This window comes from Saccharothrix hoggarensis, from assembly GCF_052936025.1.
In genome coordinates this window covers 4515003-4536465 of sequence record NZ_CP193624.1, presented here as the reverse complement: position 1 = coordinate 4536465, position 21463 = coordinate 4515003, and the positions used below count along the sequence as shown (strand labels likewise).

The following is a 21463-nucleotide window of genomic DNA, read 5'->3' as shown; positions in this document are numbered from 1 at the left end:
AACGCCTGCACACAGCCCGATGCGGACCCGAAGTCAGTACCGGGTTGGTGGTTGTCACGGGACAAAACCGGGTGTTCAGTGGCGCCACCGAACACCCGGCGCTGGCCCGTGAGAGGACGCGGTCCACCTGGAAGGGAGCAACCATGACCGGACGAGGACTGCGCGCGCTCGCCGCCGCGGTGCCTGTCGCCCTGGTGCTGGCGGCCTGCGGGAGCGGCGATTCCGGTGGGGGAGCTGACGGACCGCTCGTCTTCTGGACCATTGAGGACACCGCCGACCGCGTGCAGGCGCAGGAACGCCTCCTGGCGCGGTTCACCGAGCGGACCGGCATCGAGACCAAGCTCGTCGCGGTCGCCGAGAACCAGCTCACGACCGTGCTCACGTCCGCCGCCGCGTCCGGCGAGCTGCCCGACGTGATCGGCTCGATCTCGCTGCCGATCATGAGCCAGCTGCGCACGGACGACCTGCTGGACACCGACGCCGCCCAGCAGGTCGTCGACCGCCTCGGCGCCGACACGTTCGCCGAGCAGTCGTTGGAGCTGACCCGCGAGGGCGACACCCAGCTGGTGGTGCCCAGCGACGGCTGGGCCCAGCTCCTCTTCTACCGCAAGGACTTGTTCGCCCAGGCCGGGCTGCAGCCGCCGACCTCGTACGACGCGATCCGGCAGGCCGCCGAACGGCTCGACCAGGGCGACGTCGCGGGCATCACGGCCAGTACCACGCCCGCCGACGTGTTCACGCACCAGACGTTCGAGCACCTCGCCCTGGCCAACGGCTGCGAACTCGTCGGCGACGACGGCCAGGTGGCCCTGCACAGTTCCGGGTGCGTCGCGGCGTTCCAGTTCTACACCGACCTGATCACCCGCCACTCCGTCGCGGGCAACCAGGACGTCGACACCACGCGGGCGACGTACTTCGCGGGTCGGTCGGCGATGGTGGTGTGGTCGTCCTACCTGCTCGACGAGCTGGCGGGCCTGCGCAAGGACGCCCTGCCGACGTGCGCGGAGTGCCAGGCGGACCCGGCGTTCCTGGCGCGCAACACCGGCGTGGTCGCGGCGCTCGCCGGACCGGACGGCGGCGAGCCGACCACGTTCGGCGAGACGGCGTCGTTCGCGGTGCTGAAGGACGCCGCCACCGACAACGCCGAGAAGCTGGTCGAGCACCTGATGAGCGACGGGTACCGCGACTGGCTCGCCATCGCGCCCGAGGGCAAGGTGCCGGTCCGCTCGGGCACGAAGGACAACCCGCGGGAGTACGCCGAGGCGTGGCGCGGGCTCGACGTCGGCGTGGACACCAAGGCCCCGCTGTCGAAGTTCTACGACGAGGAGACGCTTCGCGTCGTCCAGGACAGCCCGAAGAGCTTCAGCCGCTGGGGCTTCCGCCAGGGCAAGGCCGAGCTGGCGGGCGCCGTCGCCGGGCAGCTCGTCGTGCCCAAGGCGTTGGCCGAGGCCGTCAACGGCTCCGGTGACGCGCCGGCCGCCGCCCGCAAGGCGAGCGAGCAGGCCGCCACCATCGCCGACGAACTCGGCAAGTAGGACGCCGGCACGTGGACTCGTCGGTCGACGTCACGCCGCGGCGCGGGCGCACGCTGAAGCAGCACGACGCGCGCACCGGGTTGCTGCTGCTCACCCCGACCCTGGTGATCGTGCTCGCGGTCGTGCTCGTGCCGCTGGCGTGGTCGGTGCTCATCGCGTTCCAGCGGGTGCGGCTGATCGACGTCGGCCGCACCGGGCTGTTCGAGAAGCTGACGCTCGACAACTTCGCCCGGGTGTTCGGCTCGGACGTGCTGTGGGAGAGCCTGCGCACCACGGTCGCCTACACCGCCGGCTCGACGTTCCTCGCGATCCTGCTGGGGCTGGTCGCGGCGCTGGCGGTGCGCAGGCCGTTCCCCGGCCGGTCGTTCGTGCGCGCCGCGATGTTGATCCCCTACGTCGCGCCGGTCGTCGCGGTCACGTTCGTCTGGCGGGTGCTGCTCAACCCGGAGTTCGGCATCGTCAACAGCTGGGGCCGGGAGCTGTTCGGCTGGGACGACCCGATCGCGTTCCTCTCGCAGGCGCGCGGGGTGGTCACGCTGTTCGGCCTGGACGTCCCCGTGCCGACCGCGCTGCTGACCGTGATCGCGTTCGAGGGCTGGCGATATTTCCCGTTCGCGTTCCTGTTCCTGCTGGCCCGGCTGTCGGCGCTGCCCGGCGACCTGGAAGAGGCGGCGACCGTGGACGGGGCGACGCCGACGCAGCGGTTTCGGCACATCGTGCTGCCGCAGCTGATGCCGGTCATCGCCGTGCTCGTGGTGCTGCGGACCATCTGGACGTTCAACGAGTTCGACGACATCTTCCTGCTGACGGGCGGGGCGGCGGGCACGGAGGTGGTGAGCGTGCGGGTCTACGAGCTGCTCACCGTGCAGCGGAACGTCGGCGCCGCCGCGGCCCAGTCCGTGCTGCTGGCCGCCGTGCTGGTGGTGCTGGTCGGCGCGTACCTGTGGTTGCTGCGGCGACGGGAAGGGGCCAAGCCGTGACCGCGCCTCGACGGCCGTGGACGCGTGACCGGGTGGAACGGGCGGTGTTCGCCGTCCTGCGCCCGCTGGTGGTCGTGTTCTTCCTGGCCGCCACGCTGCTGCCGTTCTACTACATGCTGATGCTGTCGCTGCGTCCGATCGAGGACCTGTTGCGGCGCCCCGATTCGCTGCTCGTGGACCTGGGCGACCTCACCTTCTCCACGTACGCCGCCGTGCTGCGGCCGGTCGCGGACGGCGGGCAGGGCTTCCTCAGCCTGCTCGGCAACAGCGCCGTCGTCGCGTCCGCGTCGGTGGTGGTGGCGCTCGTGATCGCCGTCCCCGGCGCGTATGCGGTGAGCCGGCTGGAGTTCTTCGGCCGGCGTCAGGTCAGCTCGCTGTTCCTCGTCGTGTACCTGTTCCCGAGCATCGTGCTGGCGATCCCGCTGTTCGTCATGCTCACCCGCATGCAGCTGCGGGGCTCGCTGGTCGGCCTCGTGCTCGTCTACATCGCCCAGACCGTGCCGGTCGCCATCTACATGCTGAAGAACTACTTCGAGACCATCCCGCGGAGCGTCGAGGAGGCCGGTCTGGTCGACGGGCTGAGCCGGGTCGGCGTCATCCGCCGGATCAGCCTGCCGCTGGCGATGCCGTCGGTCATCGCGACCGGGATCTTCGTGTTCATGATCGCGTGGAACGAGTTCCTGTTCGCGCTGCTGTTCCTGGTCGAGCGGCGGGACCGGTGGACCGTGTCGCTGGGGCTGGCGCAGCTGTCGGGCAGCATCGAGATCTCCACGACCGTGCTCATGGCCGGGTCGGTCGTCATCACGCTGCCGATCGTGCTGCTGTTCTTCCTGACCGAGCGGCTGCTCTCCCAAGGGCTGACCAGCGGCGCGGAGAAGGGCTAGGCCGCGCGGATGGCGTTCACGGCATCACCCGGCGAGATCCTCCTCCTCATCCGGTCCGGGCGGGTGAGGACGCGCCGCGACCTGCAGGAGCTCACCGGGCTGTCCCGCTCGACGGTGGCGCTGCGGCTCAGCCAGCTCATCGCCGCCGGCTACATCCGGGCGGTCGAGCAGCGGCGCGGCACGGCGGGCAGGCCGGCCGAGGTGCTGTCGTTCGAGGAGGCGGACAAGCTCGTGCTGGCCGCCGACGTCGGCGCCACGCACGCGCGGTTCGCGTTGACCGACGCGGGCGGGCGGATGCTCGCCGAGCGCACCGAGGACCTGCTCGTCGGCCAGGCGCCCGACGTGGTGCTGAAGACCGTCGTCCGGCGGTTCCGGGACCTGCTCAAGGACGCCGGCCGCGACCGGGCACAGCTCGCGGGCATCGGCGTCGGCCTGCCCGCCCCGGTCGACTTCCGCACCGGGCGGCCGGTCGAGCCGCCGATCATGCCCGGCTGGCACGGGGTCGCGGTGGCGAAGACGCTGTCCGACGCCCTGGGCTGCCCGGCGTTCGTGGACAACGACGCCAACCTGCTCGGCCTGGGCGAGGCCCGCGAGCGCTACCCCGACGTCGACAACCTGCTCTTCGTGAAGGTCGGCACCGGCATCGGCGCGGGCGTCATCCTCGGCGGACGGCCCGAACGCGGCGCCACCGGCCAGGGCGGCGACATCGGGCACATCCGGATCGCCCGGCCGGTCGACGGCGCGCGGTGCCGGTGCGGCGCCACCGGCTGCCTCGCCGCGCACGCGAGCGGTGCGGCGCTGGCCCGTCAGCTCACCGAGCGCGGCATCCACGCCCGGACCAGCCGTGACGTCGTCCGCCTCGTCGAGGAGGGCAACGAGGACGCGATCACGCTCGTCCGGGACGCGGGCCGGCTGCTGGGCGAGGTGCTGGCGACGGCGGTCGCGCTGCTCAACCCGACCGTCGTGGTGATCGGCGGCGACCTCGCCCTCACCCGCGAGCACCTGCTGGTGGGCGTGCGCGAACGGCTGTACGAGCGAACCGTGCCGGTGCTGACCAGCAGTCTGGCCGTGGTCGAGTGCGGCCTCGGCGACCGCGCCGGCGTGCACGGCGCCCGGCACATGGTGATCGACCAGGTGTTCTCGGCCGAGGCGGTGGACGCCCGGCTCGTCCCCGAACCGGTGCGTGACGCCTGACCGCGCGAGCGGTTCCGACCCGCCCGGCCTCGACGACTTCCGACTCCGACGACCCCTGCCTGACCCCTGTTGACCGCTGCCTGACCGTGTCTGACTTCTGTTTGACGACTCGTGCCTCACGACCGGGCGATTCCCCGAAGGAGAGCGATGCCTGCCGACGACCCCGCCATCACGCGGACCACCTGCGCCGGACGACCGGCGTGGCTGCTGCGGACCTCGCGCAACGCGATGCTGCTGTCCGTCGCCGACGACGGCGCGCTCCGGCTCGACCACTGGGGCGATGACGGCGGCGGCGTCGGGGACGGCCTGTCGGGCGACGCGTACCTCCCGCACACACCGTGGAACCGGGCATCGCAGGCGCACTTCCTGGACGGCGTCCCGCTCGCCGCCTCGACCTACGGCGATCGCGCGTTCAAGGAGCCGGGACTGGTGGTGCAGCGCCAGGACGGCTCGTCGGTGTCCCGCCTGACCTGGCGCGACGACCGGATCGAGGACGACGTCCTGGTGCTCGTCTTCGACGACGACGCCACGGGCCTCGTGGTCGAGCACCGGTTCGCCGTGCTCGCCGAGCACGGCATCGTCGTGCGTGACGCGCGCGTGTGCAACCGGGGGCCGGACCCGCTGCGCGTGGAACGGGTCGCGAGCGCCGTGCTGGGCCTGCCGCCGGCGCGCTACGAGTCGTGGACGCTGCACGGCCGGTGGGGCGACGAGTACCAGCTCACGCGGCGCGCGCTGCCGCCGGGCAAGGTGGTGCTGGACAGCCGACGCGGGTTCACCAGCCACGAGGCCAACCCCTGGTTCGCCGTCACCCGTGCGGGCGAGGACGGCCCGGTGTGGTTCGGGGCCCTGGCGTGGAGCGGCAACTGGTCGATCGTGCTGGAGACCGAGCGCAACGACGCGCTGCACGTGGTCGCGGGCCTCCACCCGTTCGACTCCGCCTGGCACCTCGACCCCGGCGAGGACTTCCGGACCCCGTCCCTGGCGTGCGGCTACACCGACGACGGCCTGGACGGCGCGGCGCGCCTGCTGCACCGCTACCAGCGGGACCACGTGCTGCCCGCCCGGCACCGCACCACGCCGCCGCCGGTGCACTACAACACCTGGCTGGCCACCGCCTTCGACGTGGAGGTGGAGCACCAGGTCGCGCTCGCCGGCCACGCGGCCGAACTCGGCGTCGAGCTGTTCGTCGTGGACGACGGCTGGTTCGGCGCGCGCAACGACGACCACGCCGGGCTGGGCGACTGGGTCGTCGACCCGGCGAAGTTCCCCCGCGGCCTGACGCAGCTCGTCGACGAGGTGCACCGGCTGGGCATGGGGTTCGGGATCTGGCTGGAGCCCGAGATGGTCAACCCGGACAGCGACCTGTACCGGGCCCACCCCGACTGGGTGCTGCACCTCCCCGATCGGGAGCCGACCCTGTCGCGCAACCAGCTCGTGCTGAACTTCGCCCGGGAGGACGTGCGCGAGGGCGTCCTGGCGAAGCTGCGCGCGCTGCTGGCCGAGCACCGGATCGACTTCGTGAAGTGGGACCACAACCGCCCGTACACCGAGGTCGGCTGGCCCCGGGCGGCCCCGGAACGGCGACGCGAGGTGTGGGTGCGCCACGTCCGGGGCGTGTACGAGGTCATCGGGCGGCTGCGCGCCGAGTTCCCCGACCTGATGATCGAGACGTGCGCGGGCGGCGGCGGCCGGGTCGATCTGGGCATCCTCGGCCTGGCCGACGTGGCGCAGGTCAGCGACAACACCGACCCCGGCGACCGGCTGCGCATGCAGCACGGCTTCAGCCGCGCCTACGCGCCGCGCGCGATGGTCGGCTGGGTCGCCGACGCGCCGGAACCGACCACCGGGCGCACCAGCCCGCTGGAGTTCCGCTTCCACGTCGCCATGCAGGGCGTGCTGGGCATCTCCGGCGACATCGCGGGGTGGGGCGAGGACGACCGGAAGCAGGCCCGTGAGCTGATCGCCGAGTACAAGCGGCTGCGGCCGGTGATCCAGGACGGCGACCAGCACTGGCTGGTCCCGCCGAGCGACACCGAGCCGTGCGCCGTGCAGTACGTCTCCCGCGACCGCCGGGAGGCGGTGGTGTTCGTCTACCAGGTGCGCGGCGTCGCCGGCGAGGGGCCGCGCCGGATCAGGCTGCGCGGGCTGGACGCCGACCGGCGCTACCGGCGCGACAGCGACGGGCTGGTCACCACCGGGGCCGTCCTGATGGGCGTCGGCCTGTCCTCGGCGTTCCCGCCACCGCCGCCGCCGCGGCACACCGAGGACTGGCGCAGCCGGGTCGAGCTGTGGCAGGCCGTGGACGGGGAGGTAGCCCGGTGAGGGTGGCGTTGATCGGCGCCGGCTACATCGCCGGACGGCACGCGGCGGCGTTGACGGGGCTCGGCGCCGAGGTCGTCGGCCACGTCGGCCGCACGGGGGTCGAGGAGGCCGCCGCACGCTGGGGCGGCCGCCCGTACCGGACCACGGCCGACCTCCTGGCCCGGGAGGACGTCGACGCGGCGTGGATCTGCGTGCCGCCCGCCGCCCACGGCGACATCGAGCACACCCTCATCGAGCACGGCGTGCCGTTCTACGTCGAGAAGCCGATCGGCGTGGACCTCGACGTGCCGCGCCGCGTCGCCGCCGGGGTCCGCGACCGCGGGCTGATCGCCGGCGCGGGCTACTACTGGCGCGGCATGGACGTCGTGCCCGACCTGCGCCGGATGCTCGCGGAGACGCCCCCGCACCTGGTGCGGGCGGCCTGGCACGGCCTCGTCCCGCCCGTCCCGTGGTGGCGGGTGGAGGCGAAGAGCGGGGGACAGGTGGTCGAGCAGGCCACCCACCTGTACGACCTGGCGCGGTTCCTGCTGGGCGAGGCGGACGTGCTCCACGCCGTCGCCCGGCACGTGCCGCTCGCCCCCTACCCGGACCTCGACGTGGCCGCGGTCAGCGCCGCCACCCTCGCGTTCGACTCGGGGCCGTTGGCCGTGTTCACCGCGACGTGCGTGCTGCACGCCACCGTGGACGCGGGCATCGAGTTCCACTGCGAAGGCCGGAAGCTGACGTTGACGAACAAGGTCCTGCGGCGCGAGGACGCCGACGGCAGCCACGAGGCGCCCGTCGGCCGCGACCCGCTCGTGATCGCCGACGAGCGGTTCCTGGCCGCGGTCGGCAGCGGGGACCCGAGCCTCCTGGTGTGCGACTACGCCGACGCCCTCCGCACGCAGGAGCTGTGCTGCCGGGTGAGAGAGACGGCCGATCGGGTGCCATTCTGATCACGCACGGTGAATGCCGTGCGACGCCCACACGACAACGGTCACCATTTTCTGATCCCGATTTGGACATTCTTCGCCGCGTTCCCGGCACGCGTGTCTTCGCCGGCGGATCACCTCGAAGTGTGACGGCGACCTCGTCGTCGCAGGTAGGGCCGATTCGGGTCCGGTGACGTCGGGTGCCGCCGAAAATGCGCTCGTGTGCGCGAGTGGTTTGTTCGGCAGACTAGCTATCCAGGTATTGTGGTTTGCTCGGCACCGGCTCGACTGGCAAGCGTCACACGGTCGTGCTGATCACTCGGTGTGCACGATCAGGACGTGGACGGGGTCGACGGATGGGTGAACCGCGAGGTTCGGAGGTGCGGCTCCGCGTGCTGGAGGCCGTCACCGACAGCGCGCTGCGCGACCTCGACCTGGACAAGCTCTTCGACGTGCTGCTGTGGCAGGTGCACGACCTGCTGGCGGTCGACACCGTCACCGTCCTGCTGACCGACGCCGCCGGCACCCAGCTCGTGGCCAAGGCGACCGTGGGTCTGGAGGAAGAGGTCTTCCAGGGCGTCCGGGTGCCGGTCGGGGCGGGTTTCGCCGGACGGGTGGCCGAGCGCCGGGAAGCCGTCCGCCTCGACCACGTGGACGCGTCGACGGTGGTCAACCCCCTGCTGTGGGAACGCGGCCTGCGGGTCCTGTTGGGTGTGCCGATGGTGGCCCAGGGCCACCTGACCGGCGTGCTGCACGTCGGCAGCACCACGGAGCGGCAGTTCACGGACGACGAGGTCGACCTGCTGCGGCTGGTCGCCGACCGGCTCGCGATGGCCGCGCACATGCACCGGTCGCGGTCCGCGCGCGCCGCCGCCGCGATGCTCCAGGACAGCCTCCTGCCCGGCACCCTGCCCGCCACCGAGGGCTGGGAGCTGGCCGCGCGCTACGTCCCCGGCACCGACAGCGGTGTCGGCGGCGACTGGTACGACGTGTTCAGCCTCCCCGGCGGGCGCATCGGGCTCGTGATCGGCGACGTCGTGGGCAGCGGGCTGCCCGCCGCCGTCGTCATGGGACGCCTGCGCAGCGCCCTGCGCGCGTACGCCCTGGAGTTCGCGGACCCCGCCGTGGTGCTCGGCAAGCTCGACCGCAAGGCCAGTCACTTCGAGGACCACACCATGGCCACCGTCGCCTACGCGGTGGTCGACACGGCGGCGGGCCACCTCGACCTCGCCCTGGCCGGCCACCTGCCGCCCCTCGTCGCCGAACCGGGGCGGCCGACCCGGTTCGCGGACGCCCCGGTCGGCCCGCCCGTCGGCTACAACCTGGCCGTCACGGGCCGGTGCAGCGTCCGGCTCGACGTGCGGCCGGGCGCGGTGGTCGTCCTGTACACCGACGGCCTGGTGGAGCGGCGCGGGGAGGACCTGGACGACCGGTTGCGGGAGCTGCGGGAGTCCGTGGCCCCGGCGACGCCGGAAGCGGTGTGCGTCCGGATCATGAACGTGCTGGTCGGCGACCGGCCCGCCACCGACGACATCGCGCTGCTGGCGGTCCGGCACACCGTCGACGCCTGAGCCGGACCCGACCTCGCGGGTGGGTTCGACGGGCGACCGGCGGGTACCACCTGCCCGTGGACGACTTCCTGGGCATCTACCTCAAGGACCAGCTCGCGATGGGCGTGTTGTGGCGCGAGTTGGCGCGACGTGCCCAGCGCAACAACCGCGGCACCGAACTCGGCCGGGTGCTCGCCGGGGTCGCGATCGGGATCGCGGAGGACGTCGGGACGTTCCGCTCGATCATGCGCCGGGTCGGCGTGCGCACCGACCCGGTCAAGACGGGCGCGGCCGTCTTCGCCGAACGCGTGGGACGGCTGAAGCGGAACGGCCGGCTGACGTCGTACTCGCCGCTGAGCCGGTTCGAGGAGCTGGAGTTCCTGGCGATGGGCATCGACGGGAAGAAGCAGCTCTGGACGACCCTGCGCGACCAGGCCGGGCTGAAGGACCGCCTGCCCGACGTCGACTTCGACCACCTGATCGAGCGAGCCGCGCGCCAACGCGCGGACCTCGAACCGTTCCGGGCCCGTGCCGGGGCGGAGGCGTTCCTCGCGGCGCCGTCCGGCTGACCGCCGTTCCCGCCGCCCGTTTCCGCCGACCGCCGTTCCGCACGCATTGAGGCGGTTCGGGGGGTCGGCGCAGGGTAACCGGGGCGCATGGTCATACGTCGGACATTGCACGCCGCCGAGTCGGCCCGCGCCGTCGACGCCCCGGCCGGCGCGGTCGCGCGGGCGGTGCGACGGGTGCTGGGCCGCGGCCGGGCGGACCGGTTGCTGCGCGGCGCGTGGCTCGGCCACCCCGTGCACCCGCTGCTGGTGACCGTGCCGATCGGCGCGTGGGTGTGCTCCGCCGTGCTCGACGTGGGCTTCGGCGATCGTGCCGCCGCACGTCGGCTGGTGCTGGTCGGGCTGGCCGCGACCCCGCCGACGGTGCTGCTCGGCCTCGCGGACTTCTCCCACCTGGACGTTCCCCAGCGGCGCGTGGGCGCGCTGCACGCCGTCGTCAACACGCTGGCGGCGGGCTGCTTCCTCGCCTCGACCCGGTGCGGCGACCGGGCGGCGCGGGTGTGGGGCCTGGTCGGGCTGCTGGTGCTCAGCGCAGGCGGCGCGCTCGGCGGCCACCTGTCCTACGCGCAGGGCTCGGGCGTCGGCCGGTGGCAGGAGGAGGCCCGCGTCCCGGCGGTGGACGGGCCGTGGTGACGCGGGCCGTGTTGACGCGGGCCGTGGTGACGTGGACCCGTGGTGACGCGGACCGTGGTGTGACGCGGGTGGTGTGACCTCGACGTCGTTCGGGAGCACGGGGACGGGTCCGGACGTTGTCCCCGTGATGACCAAGCAACTCCGCTTCCGCGTCCTGGGTGATTCGCTGGCCGTCGGCGTGGGCTGCGCGCGGGCCGACCAGGCGTTGGGCCCGCTGTTGTCCGCCGAGCTGCGGGCGGCGGGGCACCCGGTGGACCTCGGGGTGCACGCCGTGTCCGGCGCGCGTTCCGCCGACCTGCCCGCCCAGGTGCGGGCCGCCGTGCCGACCGGGGTCGACCTCGCGCTGATCGTGATCGGCGCGAACGACCTGACGTCGTTCACCCCGCCCGCGGTGGGCGCGGGCCTGCTGCACGACGCCGTGGCCGACCTGCGTCGCGCGGGCGGCCAGGTGGTGGTGGCCACCGCCCCCGACCTGGGCGTCGTCTCGCACGTGCCGCCGGCCTACCGGGCGTTCGTGTCGCAGGCCAGCGGCCTGTACGCGCACGCGCAGGCCGCCGCCGTGGTCCGCGCGGGAGGCGTGGTGGCGGCCGTCGGGTCCGAGTTGTTCGACCGGTTCGCCACCGAACCCGGCCTGTTCTCCGCCGACCGCTTCCACCCGTCGCCCGCCGGGTACGCGCTCATCGCCGACGCCCTCACGCCGCACGTCGTGGCGGCGGCGGGACGCTGGGCGGCCTGAGCCGGGGCGGTCGTGCCCGCCCGCCGGGGCCGACGGGCGGGCACGTCGTTCACCGGTCCGCGAAGAGCTGTCCCACCTCCGCGTCACCGAGGGCGCGGCCGAACGCGCGCACCTCGTCGACCGACCCGTGCCACCAGTCGACGGACTGGCCCGCGTACCTGGCCCGGCCGATCGTCAACGGGCCGGTGCTCACCTCCGCGGGACCGGCCGGTGTGGTCGCCACCCGCTGCCCGTCCACGTAGAGCCGAAGCTCGCCCGCCGCGGTGTCGTGCACGCCGACGAGGTGGTACCAGCGGCCCAGCTCCGGCGTCACCTCGTGCGTCGCCCGACGTCCGCCCGGCGCGCTGAACGCGAACCGGCCCTGGCCGTACTGGAGGTAGAACGGGTTCTCGGTGCGCCGGCCGTCCTGGCTGACGGCGGTGGCGTAGTTGCCGGGCAGGGACTCCATCGTCACCCACGCCGCCACCGTGTAGTCGCCCCTGGTGTCGAGCACCGGCGCGGCGGTCTGGGCGAAGTCGCCGTCGCCGTCGAACGCCAACGCCGACCCGCGCACCCCCGCGCCCCACCTCGTGCCGCCGTGCAGCGTCACCGGGCTGTCGCCGCCGCTGCTGTCGGCGCCCGCGGTGCCGCTGCCCTCGTCGAGCAGCCACGTGCCGCGGCCGGGGTAGGTGGCGTCCTCGGCGGCGTTGGCGCCGGCCTCGACGACCCGCCGGTTGATCTCGCGCACCGGGCCGGGGTCGACCTTGATCTCCCGCCGGTCGTAGGTCCACAACCCGTTCAGCTCCGTCTCCAGGTCCGTGACCTGCGTGTAGACCGAGCCGGACAGTTCCGCGCCCGCCGCCGCCAGGTAGTAGGTCTCGGTGTTGGACACGTACTTCGCCGTCAACGCCGCCTTGTCCGCCACGCCGCTGTAGATCGCGGCGGGCACGCCCGGCCACTGGTGCCCCGGCGTGCGCAGGGTGAAGCCGCCGTGCTCGCCGTCCATCGCGATGCGCGTCGCGTCCGGCCACGGCGCGTCGCGGTTGAGGTAGTCGTGGTGGTCGATGACGTCGCCCTTGCCGGAGTCGCCCTTGGACGCGCAGCAGTTGACGCCGCTGTGCGCGTTCACGACGCGGGACGGGTCGGCGGCCTTGACCGCCTCGGCGATCCGGCCGGTCTCCTCCCGGTCCCACTCGCCCCAGCCCTCGTTGAACACGACCCAGCCGATCACGGACGGCGAGTCGTGCAGCTGGGACATGGCCCGCCGGCCCTCCGTCAGGAACGCCTCCTGCCCGGTCTCGTCGGTGATGTTCGCCGACACGAAGTCCTGCCACACCAACAACCCCAGCCGGTCCGCGTGGTGGTACCAGCGGGCGGGCTCGATCTTGATGTGCTTGCGGACCGCGTTGAACCCCAGGTCCTTCTGCGCCCGCAGGTCGAACCGCAGGGCCTCGTCGCTGGGCTGGGTGTGCAGGCCGTCGGGCCAGAAACCCTGGTCCAGCAGGGCGAGCGAGAAGATCGGCTTGCCGTTGAGCACCAGCTTGGGGAACCCGCCGACGTCCTGGACGCCGACGGACCGCATGCCGAAGTAGCTCTCGACGCGGTCGTGGCTCGACCCGTCCGTCAGGCTCAGGTCGAGGTCGTACAGGTACGGGTCGTCCGGCGACCACAGGTGCGGGTCGGGCATCGGCAGCGTCAGGTCCGCGCCCGGCTTGCCGGTGACCGAGGAGACCTTCTCGCCGTCGTGGTCCCGCGCGGTGACCCGGACGACGGCGTCCGGTGACGCGGTCGCCGACTCCACCCGCACCACCAGCGCCTCGGCGGCCAGGTCGGGCGTGGTCACGACGTCGTCGATCGCCTTGTCGGGCACGGGTTCCAGCCACACCGTCTGCCAGATCCCGGACGACTGCGTGTAGACGATGCCGCCGGGGTTGCGGGACTGCTTGCCGATCGGCTGGTTGTCGCCGGTCGTGTCGGTGACGGCGACCAGCAGCTCGTGCGGGCTCTCGCCGCGCAGCGCGTCGGTCACGTCGGCGGTGAACGCGGTGTAGCCGCCGGTGTGCTCGGCGACCGGCGTGCCGTCCACCCACACCCGCGCGTGGTGGTCGACCGCGCCGAAGTTCAGCTTCAGCCGGTGGCCCCTGCCGACCTTCCAGTCCTGGGGGACGGTGAACTGCCGGCGGTAGAACATGTGGTCCTCGTGCCGTTCGAGGCCGGACAGCTGCGACTCGACGGGGAACGGCACGATGATCCGCTCGGGCAGCGCCCGGCCGAACGCGGGCTCCTCACCGGCCCTCGCACCGGCGAACTCCCAGGGACCGTTGAGGTTGAGCCAGTCCCGCCGCACCTGCTGCGGTCTCGGGTACTCGGGCAGCGGGTGCTCGGCGTCCAGCCGCTCGCCCCACTCGGTCTTCAGCCGGTGGGTCGAGGTGTTGGCCGCCGTGCGGACGACCTGCGGCACGGCCTCGCCGCCGACCTCCAGACCGCCGCGCCCGTCGTACGCCACGCGTATCCGCTGGCCCTTCTGGATCGGCTCGGCCAACGTCACGACGACCCGCGACGGGTCGTCCGCCACGGCCGCCGACGCGACCGGCATCGGGACGGTGTCCGCCTCCACGGTCAGGTGCCGGACGAGGTCGCCGAGGGCGGTGACATCGTTGTCAAAGGCCGCTTCGAGTTCCAGGCCAGTGCCGGACACGGTCAGCGCGACCGGGTAGACGCGGAAGCCGGCGGGCGGGGTGAAGGCCGACTCGGGCACGACCTGCTTGCCGGTCGTGGCCGACGACCAGCGCAGGAACATGGTCGCGCCGCCGACGTCCTGGAACATCTCCAGCCGGAAGTCGTGCGCCTGGCCCGCGACGAGGTGGACGGGCCGGCTGTGCTGCTCGACGTCCCAGTCGCCGACCCAGTGGTCGATGACCGGCTGGCCGTCGAGGAACAGCCGGAAGCCGTTGTCGCCGATGGCGTGGAAGGTGTAGTCGCCGGTCTCCGGGGCGGTGAGCTGACCGGTCCAGCGGGCGGTGACGTGTTCGGTCCGCCCGGTGAAGGACTCGAACGTGCCGGTCAGGCCGGCGAAGTCGATGGTGGGGTCGAGCGCGACGCCGCCGAGTTCGGCGAAGTCCCGCGCGCCGGGAGCGGACATGCGGAAGTACTCGCCCTTGAGGCCGTGCACGGGGGAGGGCTCGGCGCCGGCGGCGGGACCGGGGCCGGTCGACAGGGCGGGTATCAAGGCCAAGAGCAGGGTGGACATGCGGGCAACGGTGCGGAGCATGGGTTCTCCTTGGTCCTGACTGTGAGTGCCATCACAGCATCGCCCATCTATCCACAACGTCCCGCAAAGGACAACAACAAGGAAGGGTGATGGGAGCGCTCTCGCACAGGATCAGACACCCGGCGTCGACTCGGCCGGGAGGTGCCGGACGGAGCGCACGGCGAGCGCCGGCGGCACGCTCAGCACCGCGATCAGCGCGCCCGCGAGCAGCACGGCGTCCGTGCCGACGCGCTCGGCCACCGGTCCGGCCAGCGCCATCCCCACGGGCGCGGCGGCCAGCCCCACGACGGTGGAGAACCCGGTGGCCCGGGCGACGAGGTCGGCCGGCACGTGGACCTGCCGGGCGGTGCTGGTGAGCACGGCGTAGATCGCCGACTGCACGCCCGCCGGCACCGCCGCGGCGGCGAGCACCGGCGCCGGCGCGCCAGCGGCGAGCAGGACCAGCAGCGGGGCCAGGGCGACCGGGATGGTGACGGCGACCCGGAGCGGGCGGCGCGGCCTCCAGCGCAGGACGACGGCGCTGCCCAGCAACGCGCCGACGGCGTAGCCGTTGCCGATCAACGCCCACGCCAGCGGACCGCCCAGCCGCTGGTCGGCGATGATCGGGCCGATGACGAGGAACGGCGAGATGCAGGCGCCGTTGATGACGGCGACCTGGACGGTGGTGGCCTGCAACCACGGGCGGGCGCGGAAGTCGCGCCACCCGTGCCGCAGGGCGTCGAGCAGCGCCGGCCGTCGGGGCACCACCCGGTCCGGGGCCTTGAGGGCCAGGAGCGAGACGGCGCTCACCGCGAACGTGGCCGCGTCCACGGCGAACGACACGCCCGCGCCGACCGTGGCCACCAACGTCGCCGACACCACCGGGGCGAGGAGCGTCGCGGCGTTCTGGGCGGCGTTGAGCAGGGCGTTGGCCTGACGGCGTCGCGCCTCGGGCACCACGTCGGCGACCAGGCCCGCCGCGGCGGGCGCGAAGAAGGCGTTGGCCGTCCCCGCGACCGCCTGCAACACCGCCAGGTGCCACAGGGTCGCGGTGCCGGTGATCAGGAGGACGGCCGTCACACCCTGGGAGGCGAACCGGACGACGTCGGCGGCCAGCATGACGGCGCGGCGCGACACCAGGTCGCCCACCACGCCGCCGACGATCGTGAACACGACCACCGGCAACCGGCCGGCGAGCAGCACGAGCCCCACCTCGGTCGGCGACGCCCCGAGGCGCAGCGCGCCGAACAGCAGGGCGATGGAGATCAGGCCGTCGCCGAGGTGGGAGGACGTCCGGGCGACGAAGTACCAGCGGAACGCCGGGTCGCGCAGCAGCGGAGGAGGGGTGCGGGTCACGGCTCCGAACCTGCCGGCACCCACCGACAATTCGGCGTGCCCGCCGATCCGGCGCGTACCGGAGATCCGGCGCGTACCGACGATCCGGCGTGCCCGAAGAACTTCGACTATCCGGCGTGGGCCGAAGATCGGGTGCGCCCGAAGAACCGGCGTGGGCCGAACATCCAGTGTGCCCGAAGAACAAGGACGGGGCGGCGGCTTGCGATGCGCGGTGGGTTCGCGTGCCGCCGCCCCGTCCTCGGTCAGTTCAGCGACACCTCGACGTCGTGCACGCCCGGACCGAGCGCGACCACGTCCGACTGCCCGCTGACGTCGCGGTAGAGCACCCGCACGGTCCACTTGCCCGGCGCGGCGAAGAACCGGAAGTCACCCTCCGAAGAGGACACGACCTCGGCCGTGAACTCGCCCGACGCGTCGAGCAGGCGCACGTACGCCCCGCCGACCGGCGCGCCCGCGGTGAGCACCTTGCCGCTCACCACCACCTCGTTGGCCCCCACGTCGATGTGGCCGCCCTGTGGGGGCGCGCCGCAGCCGTCCAGGCTCATGTCAGGCCTCCTTGCCGGTGCCGAGTTCGACGGGGACGCCGATGAGCGAGCCGTACTCGGTCCAGGAACCGTCGTAGTTCTTGACGTCCTCGTGGCCGAGGAGCTCGTGCAGGGCGAACCAGGTGTGGGAGGAGCGTTCGCCGATGCGGCAGTAGGCGATGGTCTTGCGGGAGCCGTCGAAGCCGGCCTCGCCGTAGATCTCGGCGAGTTCCTCGTTGGACTTGAAGGTGCCGTCCTCGTTGGCGGCCTTGCTCCACGGCACGTTGATCGCGCTGGGGATGTGGCCGGCGCGTTGCGCCTGCTCCTGGGGGAGGTGGGCGGGGGCGAGGAGCTTGCCGGAGAACTCGTCGGGGGAGCGGACGTCGACGAGGTTCTTGTTGCCGATGGAGTCGACGACCTCGTCGCGGAAGGCGCGGATGGCGAGGTTCTGCTCCTGGGCGGTGTAGGTGGTCTCGGGGCGGACCACGACCTCCTTGTCCAGGGGGCGGCCGTCGAGTTCCCACTTCTTGCGGCCGCCGTCGAGGAGCTTGACGGACTGGTGGCCGTAGAGCTTGAAGTACCAGTAGGCGTAGGCGGCGAACCAGTTGTTGTTGCCGCCGTAGAGGACGACGGTGTCGTCGTTGGCGATGCCGCGCGAGGAGAGCAGCTTCTCGAAACCGGCCCGGTCGACGAAGTCGCGGCGGACGGGGTCCTGGAGGTCCTTCTTCCAGTCGATCTTCACCGCGCCCGGGATGTGACCCCCGTCGTAGGCGGTGGTGTCCTCGTCCACCTCCACGAACACCACGCCGGGCGTGGTGAGGTTCTCCTCGGACCAAGCGGCCGAGACCAGGACGTCTTCACGGCTCATCGAGCTGCTCCATTGTTGTTGTTCCGACACCGTCCTGTGTGGCGGCGCCGTTGTCCGGTGCGTGTCATCGTCAGCCGGCGGTGGCCAACGCGCAGGTGGGTGCGACCGTCGCCAGCTCGGCGACCGGGTCGGAGAGGACCTCGACGGCGTGGCGCACCACGGCCGTGAGGGTCGGTGCGTTCGTCATCTCGGCGCGCCAGATCGCGCGGGCGTGCACGTGCGCGCTGGGGAAGTGCGAGACGATGGACAGCTCGCCGCGGTCGATCTTCTCCTTGACCGCGACGTACGGCACGAAGGCGACGTTGGTGGTGTCGCGCAGGTTGTCCACGGCGCTCGCGATGGAGCCGACCTCCAGGCTGGGCAGCGGCCGGCCGAACTGGCGGCGGAACTCGCGCGCCATCACCTGCTGCGCCACGCACTCCGGGTCGTCCACCAGCACGACGTCGTCCACCCGGGCCCCCGCCTTGGTGGTGGACACGGCGACGAAGTCGACCGCGCACAGGGTCCGCCAGTGCAGCGGGCCGTCGCGCAACTGGTCGTCGCCGCAGTCCTCGGTCAGCACGAAGCCGAGGTCGACCTCGCCCGTGCGGACCGTCTTCTCGATGTCGGAGGGGCGCAGGGTGCGCGTGCTCAGCCGCAGCTCCGGGTAGACCTGGTGGCACTTGCGCAGCAGCGGGCCGAGGTAGTAGCTGGTCAGGACCGCGGGGCCGCCGATGGCGACCCGACCGCGCACCGGCTCCGACGAGCCGACGGACCGCACCATGTCGTCGATGACCTCGAACAGGCGCGAGGCGTGGCCGATGACCGATTCGCCCTCGTCGGTGAGCCGGACGCCCTGCGAGTGGCGGTGGAACAAGCGAACGCCCAGCCTGCGCTCGAGGGTGCGGATGTGCACCGTGACGCTGGACTGGGCGTAACCGAGACGGTTGGCCGCCTTGGTGAGATTGCCGGTTCTCGCGACCTCCAGGAAAGTCCGTAATTGGTGGATCGACAAGTCGTACACGGCAGCGCTCACGAGTCTTCCCCCAGGCACACTAATGCTATTTGCTAGTCGAGAGTATTAGCAGAAGCATGGCTGTTGCATCGGACTCCGACAAGCGCCCAAACCGCCGCACTCCGTACCGGCCGAAAGGGGCTTCGGCTTGCCGCACGGGCGTCCGGTGCGGGTGCCTCCACGCAGAACGGGTCCGCCGAGCGTGTGCGCACACGCTCGGCTGGACCACCCCGATCCGCTCAGCTCAGCGGCTGGGCCTCGGGGAAGTCGATCGGCGTGTCCGACACCTTGTTGACGAAGTTCGTCAACACGTTCAGCGCGGTGTAGGCGACGAGCTCCAGCACCTCGCCGTCGGTGAAGCCCGCCGCGCGGACCTCCGCCAGCTCCTCGTCCGACACGGTGCCGCGGGTCTCCAGGAGGCGGAGCGCGAAGGCGATCGCGGCGGCCTGCTTCGGGTCGGACGACGTGCCGCGGCGGGCCGCGATGATCTCGTCCTCGCTCAGGCCGGCCTTGGCGCCCAGCGTGCTGTGCGCCGACAGGCAGAGCGTGCAGCCGTTGGCCTCGCCGACCGCGAGGGCCACCCGCTCACCGGTCAGCCGCCCGACCGAGCTGTTGGCCAGCGCGCCGTTGAGTCCGAGGTACCCCTTGAGCACGGCGGGGGAGTTGGCCATGACCTGGGTCATGTTGATCACGCGCCCGAGCCGGTCCTTGATCGCGGTGAACATCTCCGCTACTTCGCCCTGGGCCGAGTCCGGCTCGACCAGCGGGATGCGAGACATCCAGGCTCCTCATGGTTAGAGAGTCTTGTAAGTATTAGTACCAACATCATTGTCGAGTGGTTGGACACATGCCGTCAAGGCCCTGCTAGCGTTAATTAAGGCGGTCGAGGGACGGGAGTCACGCCGTGGACACTCAGCTGGCGCTCACCCTGGTGAACACCGTTCGGGTCGTCCGGCGGACCCGCGGCCGGGTGCGGGACGTCCTGCGCAGCCCGGAGGGCCTGCGCGGCTGGCTCGACCAGGTCCACGAGCGCTGGCCGATGTTCCCGACCCACGCGGTGCCCGCCGACTCGGCCACCGCGGACCGGCTGGTCGAGGTGCGCCAGGCGTTGCGCGCGCTGTTCGCCCACGCCGTCGCCCCGGACCCGCCCAGCGCCCCGGACGCGCACGAGCTGCCCGACCTCGCCGTCGCCCTCGCCACGGTGAACCAGGTGCTGCGCGAGGCCGAGGTGACGCCGCACCTGGTGTGGCCCGGCGACGGCGAACCGGACCTGCACTGGTCCGTGCCCGTCGACCTGGACGACCGGTCGCGCGCCATCGCCTCGCTGACGTGGGTCGCGACCCGGTTCCTGGCCAGCCCGGCGCGCGAGCAGCTGCGGGCCTGCCCGGCGCCGTTGTGCGTGCTGTACTTCGTCAAGGAGCACCACCGCCAGCAGTGGTGCTCCTCGGCGTGCGGCAACCGCGCGCGCGTCAGCCGCTACTACTACGGGCGGCGCGAGAGCGACGCCGTCGAGGAATCCGCCTCGTAGACCACGCCGGGGACGGCGTCGCGCAGCCGTGCCCGCTGGACCTTCCCGGACGCCGTGCGCGGCAGGACGTCGACGAACTCGATCTCCGCCACCGCCTTCTCGGGCGGCAGCTCCAGCGCCACGTGGTCGAACACGCCCGTCGCCACGTCGGCGTCCGCGGTCGCGGAGGGCTTGCGCACCACGAACGCCTTGGGCGCCCACATGCCGATCGGGTGCGGCACGGGCACCACGGCCGCGTCCGCCACGTCGGGGTGCAGGCACAGCACGCGTTCCAGCTCGTGCGGCGAGATCCGGTGGTCGAACGACTTGAACACGTCGTCGACCCGGCCGAGGCAGGTGATCGTCCCGTCGGCGTGCCGCACGCCGAGGTCGCCCGTGCGGTAGTAGCCCTCGCCGGCGGGGATGCCCGCGGGCCGGTTCGCCAGGTCCACGCTGATCTCGCCCTCGTCGCCGGGCGCGCCGTCCGGTCCGAGCAGCACGATGTCGTAGCCGGGCAGCGGTCGGCCGAGCACGCCGGGCCGGGCGCGTCCGCCGGGCGTGGTGCCGATCATGCCGGTGGCCTCGGTCTGCCCGTAGCCGTCGCGCAGCGAGATGCCCCAGCGGTCGCGGACCGCGTGGAACAGGTCCGGGTTCAGGGGTTCGCCCGCCGTCGTCGCCTCGCGCAGCGCGGCGGGACGGTCGCCGAGGCCGTGCCGGACCAGGCCGCGCCACACCGTCGGCGGCGCGCAGACCGACGTGGCGCGGTGCGCGTGCAGGGCGTCCAGCACCGCCGCGGGCTCCGGCGTCGGCACGGCCAGCACCGTCGCCTCCGCCGCCCACGGCACGAACAGCGAGCTCCACGGGTGCTTGGCCCAGCCCGGCGACGCCACGTTCAGGTGCACGTCACCGGGCTTCAGCCCGTTCCAGTAGAGGCTGCTGAGGTGTCCGACGGGGTAGCTGGCGTGGGTGTGCCGGATCAGCTTGGGCTGCGAGGTGGTGCCCGAGGTGAAGTAGGTGAACAGCGGGTCGTCGCGGTGGGTCGGCCCGTCCGGCGCGAACTCCGCCGGCGCGGCGGTCGAGTCCGAGTAGGACACCCAGCCGCCGACCTCGCCCAGCGCCACCCGGAGGCCGGGCACCCGGACGTCGGCGAACCGCTCGACCAGCCCCTCCTCGGCGACGACGTGCCGCACGCCCGCGCGGGCGAACCGGTCGGCGATCTCGGCGGGCGTCGCGGTCGGGTAGGTCGGCGTCAGGACCGCGCCCAGCTTCATCGCGGCCAGCGTCACCTCCCACAGCTCCGGGCGCGTGCCGCACATCAGCAGCACCACGTCGCCGCGCCGCACGCCGAGGTCGCGCAGCCAGCGGGCGACCTGGCTCGACCGGCGGGACAGCTCCGCGAACGTGAGCGCGGCGACGCCCACCACGCGCAGCGCCTCGCGGTCGTTGTCGCGGGCCACCACGTCGAACCAGTCCAGCGCCCAGTTGAACTCGGGCGCCCGGGGCCAGCGGAACTCCGCCCGCGCCCGGTCCAGGTCCTCGCGGTGGGCCAGCAGCACGTCGCGGGCCGCGCGGAACTCCTCGGTCGCGTCGGTCATCTGCACTCCTGGGTGATCTGCGCCGGGCTCATCTGCGCCGGGTTCTTCTGCGCCGGGTTCTTCTGCGCTGGGTTTTTCT

The 21463-nt window shown here is 72.7% G+C and carries 18 protein-coding genes; 11 read left to right on the top strand and 7 right to left on the bottom strand.

Annotated features, from left to right (window positions below; all coding sequences use genetic code 11):
* Positions 1-143 precede the first annotated feature (143 nt).
* From ACRAKH_RS20510 to ACRAKH_RS20465, 10 genes are all read left to right on the top strand, one after another.
* On the top strand, positions 144-1535 hold the full coding sequence (locus tag ACRAKH_RS20510) for an ABC transporter substrate-binding protein (protein ID WP_380724491.1): 1392 nt from the start codon (positions 144-146) through the stop codon (positions 1533-1535).
* Between the two features lie 11 nt (positions 1536-1546).
* Positions 1547-2515 (top strand): carbohydrate ABC transporter permease, encoded by a 969-nt coding sequence (locus ACRAKH_RS20505; protein ID WP_380724490.1) that lies wholly within the window; start codon positions 1547-1549, stop codon positions 2513-2515.
* A complete protein-coding gene (locus ACRAKH_RS20500; RefSeq protein WP_380724489.1) occupies positions 2512-3399 on the top strand; it encodes a carbohydrate ABC transporter permease in 888 nt (295 codons plus the stop codon). Before ACRAKH_RS20505 ends, ACRAKH_RS20500 begins: the two co-directional genes overlap by 4 nt.
* A 9-nt stretch (positions 3400-3408) precedes the next feature.
* Complete coding sequence (locus tag ACRAKH_RS20495; protein ID WP_380724488.1) at positions 3409-4593, top strand: ROK family transcriptional regulator; 1185 nt, start codon at positions 3409-3411, stop codon at positions 4591-4593.
* A 147-nt stretch (positions 4594-4740) separates the two neighbouring features.
* A complete protein-coding gene (locus tag ACRAKH_RS20490) occupies positions 4741-6915 on the top strand; it encodes an alpha-galactosidase (protein ID WP_380724487.1) in 2175 nt (724 codons plus the stop codon).
* On the top strand, positions 6912-7850 hold the full coding sequence (locus tag ACRAKH_RS20485; RefSeq protein ID WP_380724486.1) for a Gfo/Idh/MocA family protein: 939 nt from the start codon (positions 6912-6914) through the stop codon (positions 7848-7850). The genes ACRAKH_RS20490 and ACRAKH_RS20485 overlap by 4 nt, the downstream gene beginning before the upstream one ends.
* A 332-nt stretch (positions 7851-8182) precedes the next feature.
* On the top strand, positions 8183-9397 hold the full coding sequence (locus ACRAKH_RS20480; RefSeq protein ID WP_380724485.1) for a PP2C family protein-serine/threonine phosphatase: 1215 nt from the start codon (positions 8183-8185) through the stop codon (positions 9395-9397).
* A 56-nt stretch (positions 9398-9453) separates the two neighbouring features.
* Positions 9454-9945 (top strand): hypothetical protein, encoded by a 492-nt coding sequence (locus tag ACRAKH_RS20475; RefSeq protein ID WP_380724484.1) that lies wholly within the window; start codon positions 9454-9456, stop codon positions 9943-9945.
* A gap of 87 nt (positions 9946-10032) precedes the next feature.
* Positions 10033-10575 (top strand): DUF2231 domain-containing protein, encoded by a 543-nt coding sequence (locus ACRAKH_RS20470; protein WP_447009186.1) that lies wholly within the window; start codon positions 10033-10035, stop codon positions 10573-10575.
* Between the two features lie 127 nt (positions 10576-10702).
* The gene (locus ACRAKH_RS20465; protein ID WP_380729624.1) at positions 10703-11311 is read left to right on the top strand and encodes an SGNH/GDSL hydrolase family protein; all 609 of its coding nucleotides are present in this window, start codon (positions 10703-10705) and stop codon (positions 11309-11311) included.
* A 49-nt stretch (positions 11312-11360) separates the two neighbouring features.
* On the opposite strand, the gene ACRAKH_RS20460 is transcribed toward ACRAKH_RS20465, so the two are convergent.
* The 6 genes from ACRAKH_RS20460 to ACRAKH_RS20435 all read right to left on the bottom strand — a co-directional run bounded on the left by ACRAKH_RS20460 (position 11361) and on the right by ACRAKH_RS20435 (position 19061).
* Positions 11361-14561 (bottom strand): LamG-like jellyroll fold domain-containing protein, encoded by a 3201-nt coding sequence (locus ACRAKH_RS20460; protein WP_380729626.1) that lies wholly within the window; start codon positions 14559-14561, stop codon positions 11361-11363.
* Between the two features lie 111 nt (positions 14562-14672).
* On the bottom strand, positions 14673-15896 hold the full coding sequence (locus ACRAKH_RS20455) for an MFS transporter (protein WP_380729628.1): 1224 nt from the start codon (positions 15894-15896) through the stop codon (positions 14673-14675).
* 242 nt (positions 15897-16138) lie between these two features.
* On the bottom strand, positions 16139-16441 hold the full coding sequence (locus ACRAKH_RS20450; protein ID WP_380729630.1) for a DUF1416 domain-containing protein: 303 nt from the start codon (positions 16439-16441) through the stop codon (positions 16139-16141).
* A gap of 1 nt (position 16442) precedes the next feature.
* Positions 16443-17288 (bottom strand): sulfurtransferase, encoded by an 846-nt coding sequence (locus ACRAKH_RS20445; RefSeq protein ID WP_447009185.1) that lies wholly within the window; start codon positions 17286-17288, stop codon positions 16443-16445.
* 70 nt (positions 17289-17358) lie between these two features.
* Positions 17359-18303, bottom strand: coding sequence for a LysR family transcriptional regulator (locus ACRAKH_RS20440; RefSeq protein WP_380728930.1), 945 nt, complete (start codon positions 18301-18303; stop codon positions 17359-17361).
* 218 nt (positions 18304-18521) lie between these two features.
* Positions 18522-19061 carry a carboxymuconolactone decarboxylase family protein gene (locus ACRAKH_RS20435; RefSeq protein WP_380728927.1) on the bottom strand — a complete coding sequence of 180 codons (540 nt, stop codon included), beginning with the start codon at positions 19059-19061 and terminating at the stop codon, positions 18522-18524.
* A gap of 125 nt (positions 19062-19186) precedes the next feature.
* Between ACRAKH_RS20435 and ACRAKH_RS20430 the strand changes: the two genes are divergently transcribed.
* The gene (locus tag ACRAKH_RS20430; protein ID WP_380728925.1) at positions 19187-19810 is read left to right on the top strand and encodes a CGNR zinc finger domain-containing protein; all 624 of its coding nucleotides are present in this window, start codon (positions 19187-19189) and stop codon (positions 19808-19810) included.
* Here ACRAKH_RS20430 and ACRAKH_RS20425 read toward each other — a convergent pair.
* Positions 19765-21384 (bottom strand): acyl-CoA synthetase, encoded by a 1620-nt coding sequence (locus ACRAKH_RS20425; RefSeq protein WP_447009184.1) that lies wholly within the window; start codon positions 21382-21384, stop codon positions 19765-19767. The two genes, ACRAKH_RS20430 and ACRAKH_RS20425, sit on opposite strands and share 46 nt — an antisense overlap.
* Positions 21385-21463 lie beyond the last annotated feature (79 nt).

What these genes read in the sequence shown, in the direction of transcription:
- ACRAKH_RS20435 (WP_380728927.1), bottom strand. Translation starts at nt 19,061, where the DNA reads ATGTCTCGCATCCCGCTGGTCGAGCCGGACTCGGCCCAGGGCGAAGTA.
- ACRAKH_RS20450 (WP_380729630.1), bottom strand. Translation starts at nt 16,441, where the DNA reads ATGAGCCTGGACGGCTGCGGCGCGCCCCCACAGGGCGGCCACATCGAC.
- ACRAKH_RS20480 (WP_380724485.1), top strand. Translation starts at nt 8,183, where the DNA reads ATGGGTGAACCGCGAGGTTCGGAGGTGCGGCTCCGCGTGCTGGAGGCC.
- ACRAKH_RS20465 (WP_380729624.1), top strand. Translation starts at nt 10,703, where the DNA reads ATGACCAAGCAACTCCGCTTCCGCGTCCTGGGTGATTCGCTGGCCGTC.
- ACRAKH_RS20510 (WP_380724491.1), top strand. Translation starts at nt 144, where the DNA reads ATGACCGGACGAGGACTGCGCGCGCTCGCCGCCGCGGTGCCTGTCGCC.
- ACRAKH_RS20495 (WP_380724488.1), top strand. Translation starts at nt 3,409, where the DNA reads ATGGCGTTCACGGCATCACCCGGCGAGATCCTCCTCCTCATCCGGTCC.
- ACRAKH_RS20425 (WP_447009184.1), bottom strand. Translation starts at nt 21,384, where the DNA reads ATGACCGACGCGACCGAGGAGTTCCGCGCGGCCCGCGACGTGCTGCTG.
- ACRAKH_RS20470 (WP_447009186.1), top strand. Translation starts at nt 10,033, where the DNA reads ATGGTCATACGTCGGACATTGCACGCCGCCGAGTCGGCCCGCGCCGTC.
- ACRAKH_RS20490 (WP_380724487.1), top strand. Translation starts at nt 4,741, where the DNA reads ATGCCTGCCGACGACCCCGCCATCACGCGGACCACCTGCGCCGGACGA.
- ACRAKH_RS20445 (WP_447009185.1), bottom strand. Translation starts at nt 17,288, where the DNA reads ATGAGCCGTGAAGACGTCCTGGTCTCGGCCGCTTGGTCCGAGGAGAAC.
- ACRAKH_RS20460 (WP_380729626.1), bottom strand. Translation starts at nt 14,561, where the DNA reads ATGCTCCGCACCGTTGCCCGCATGTCCACCCTGCTCTTGGCCTTGATA.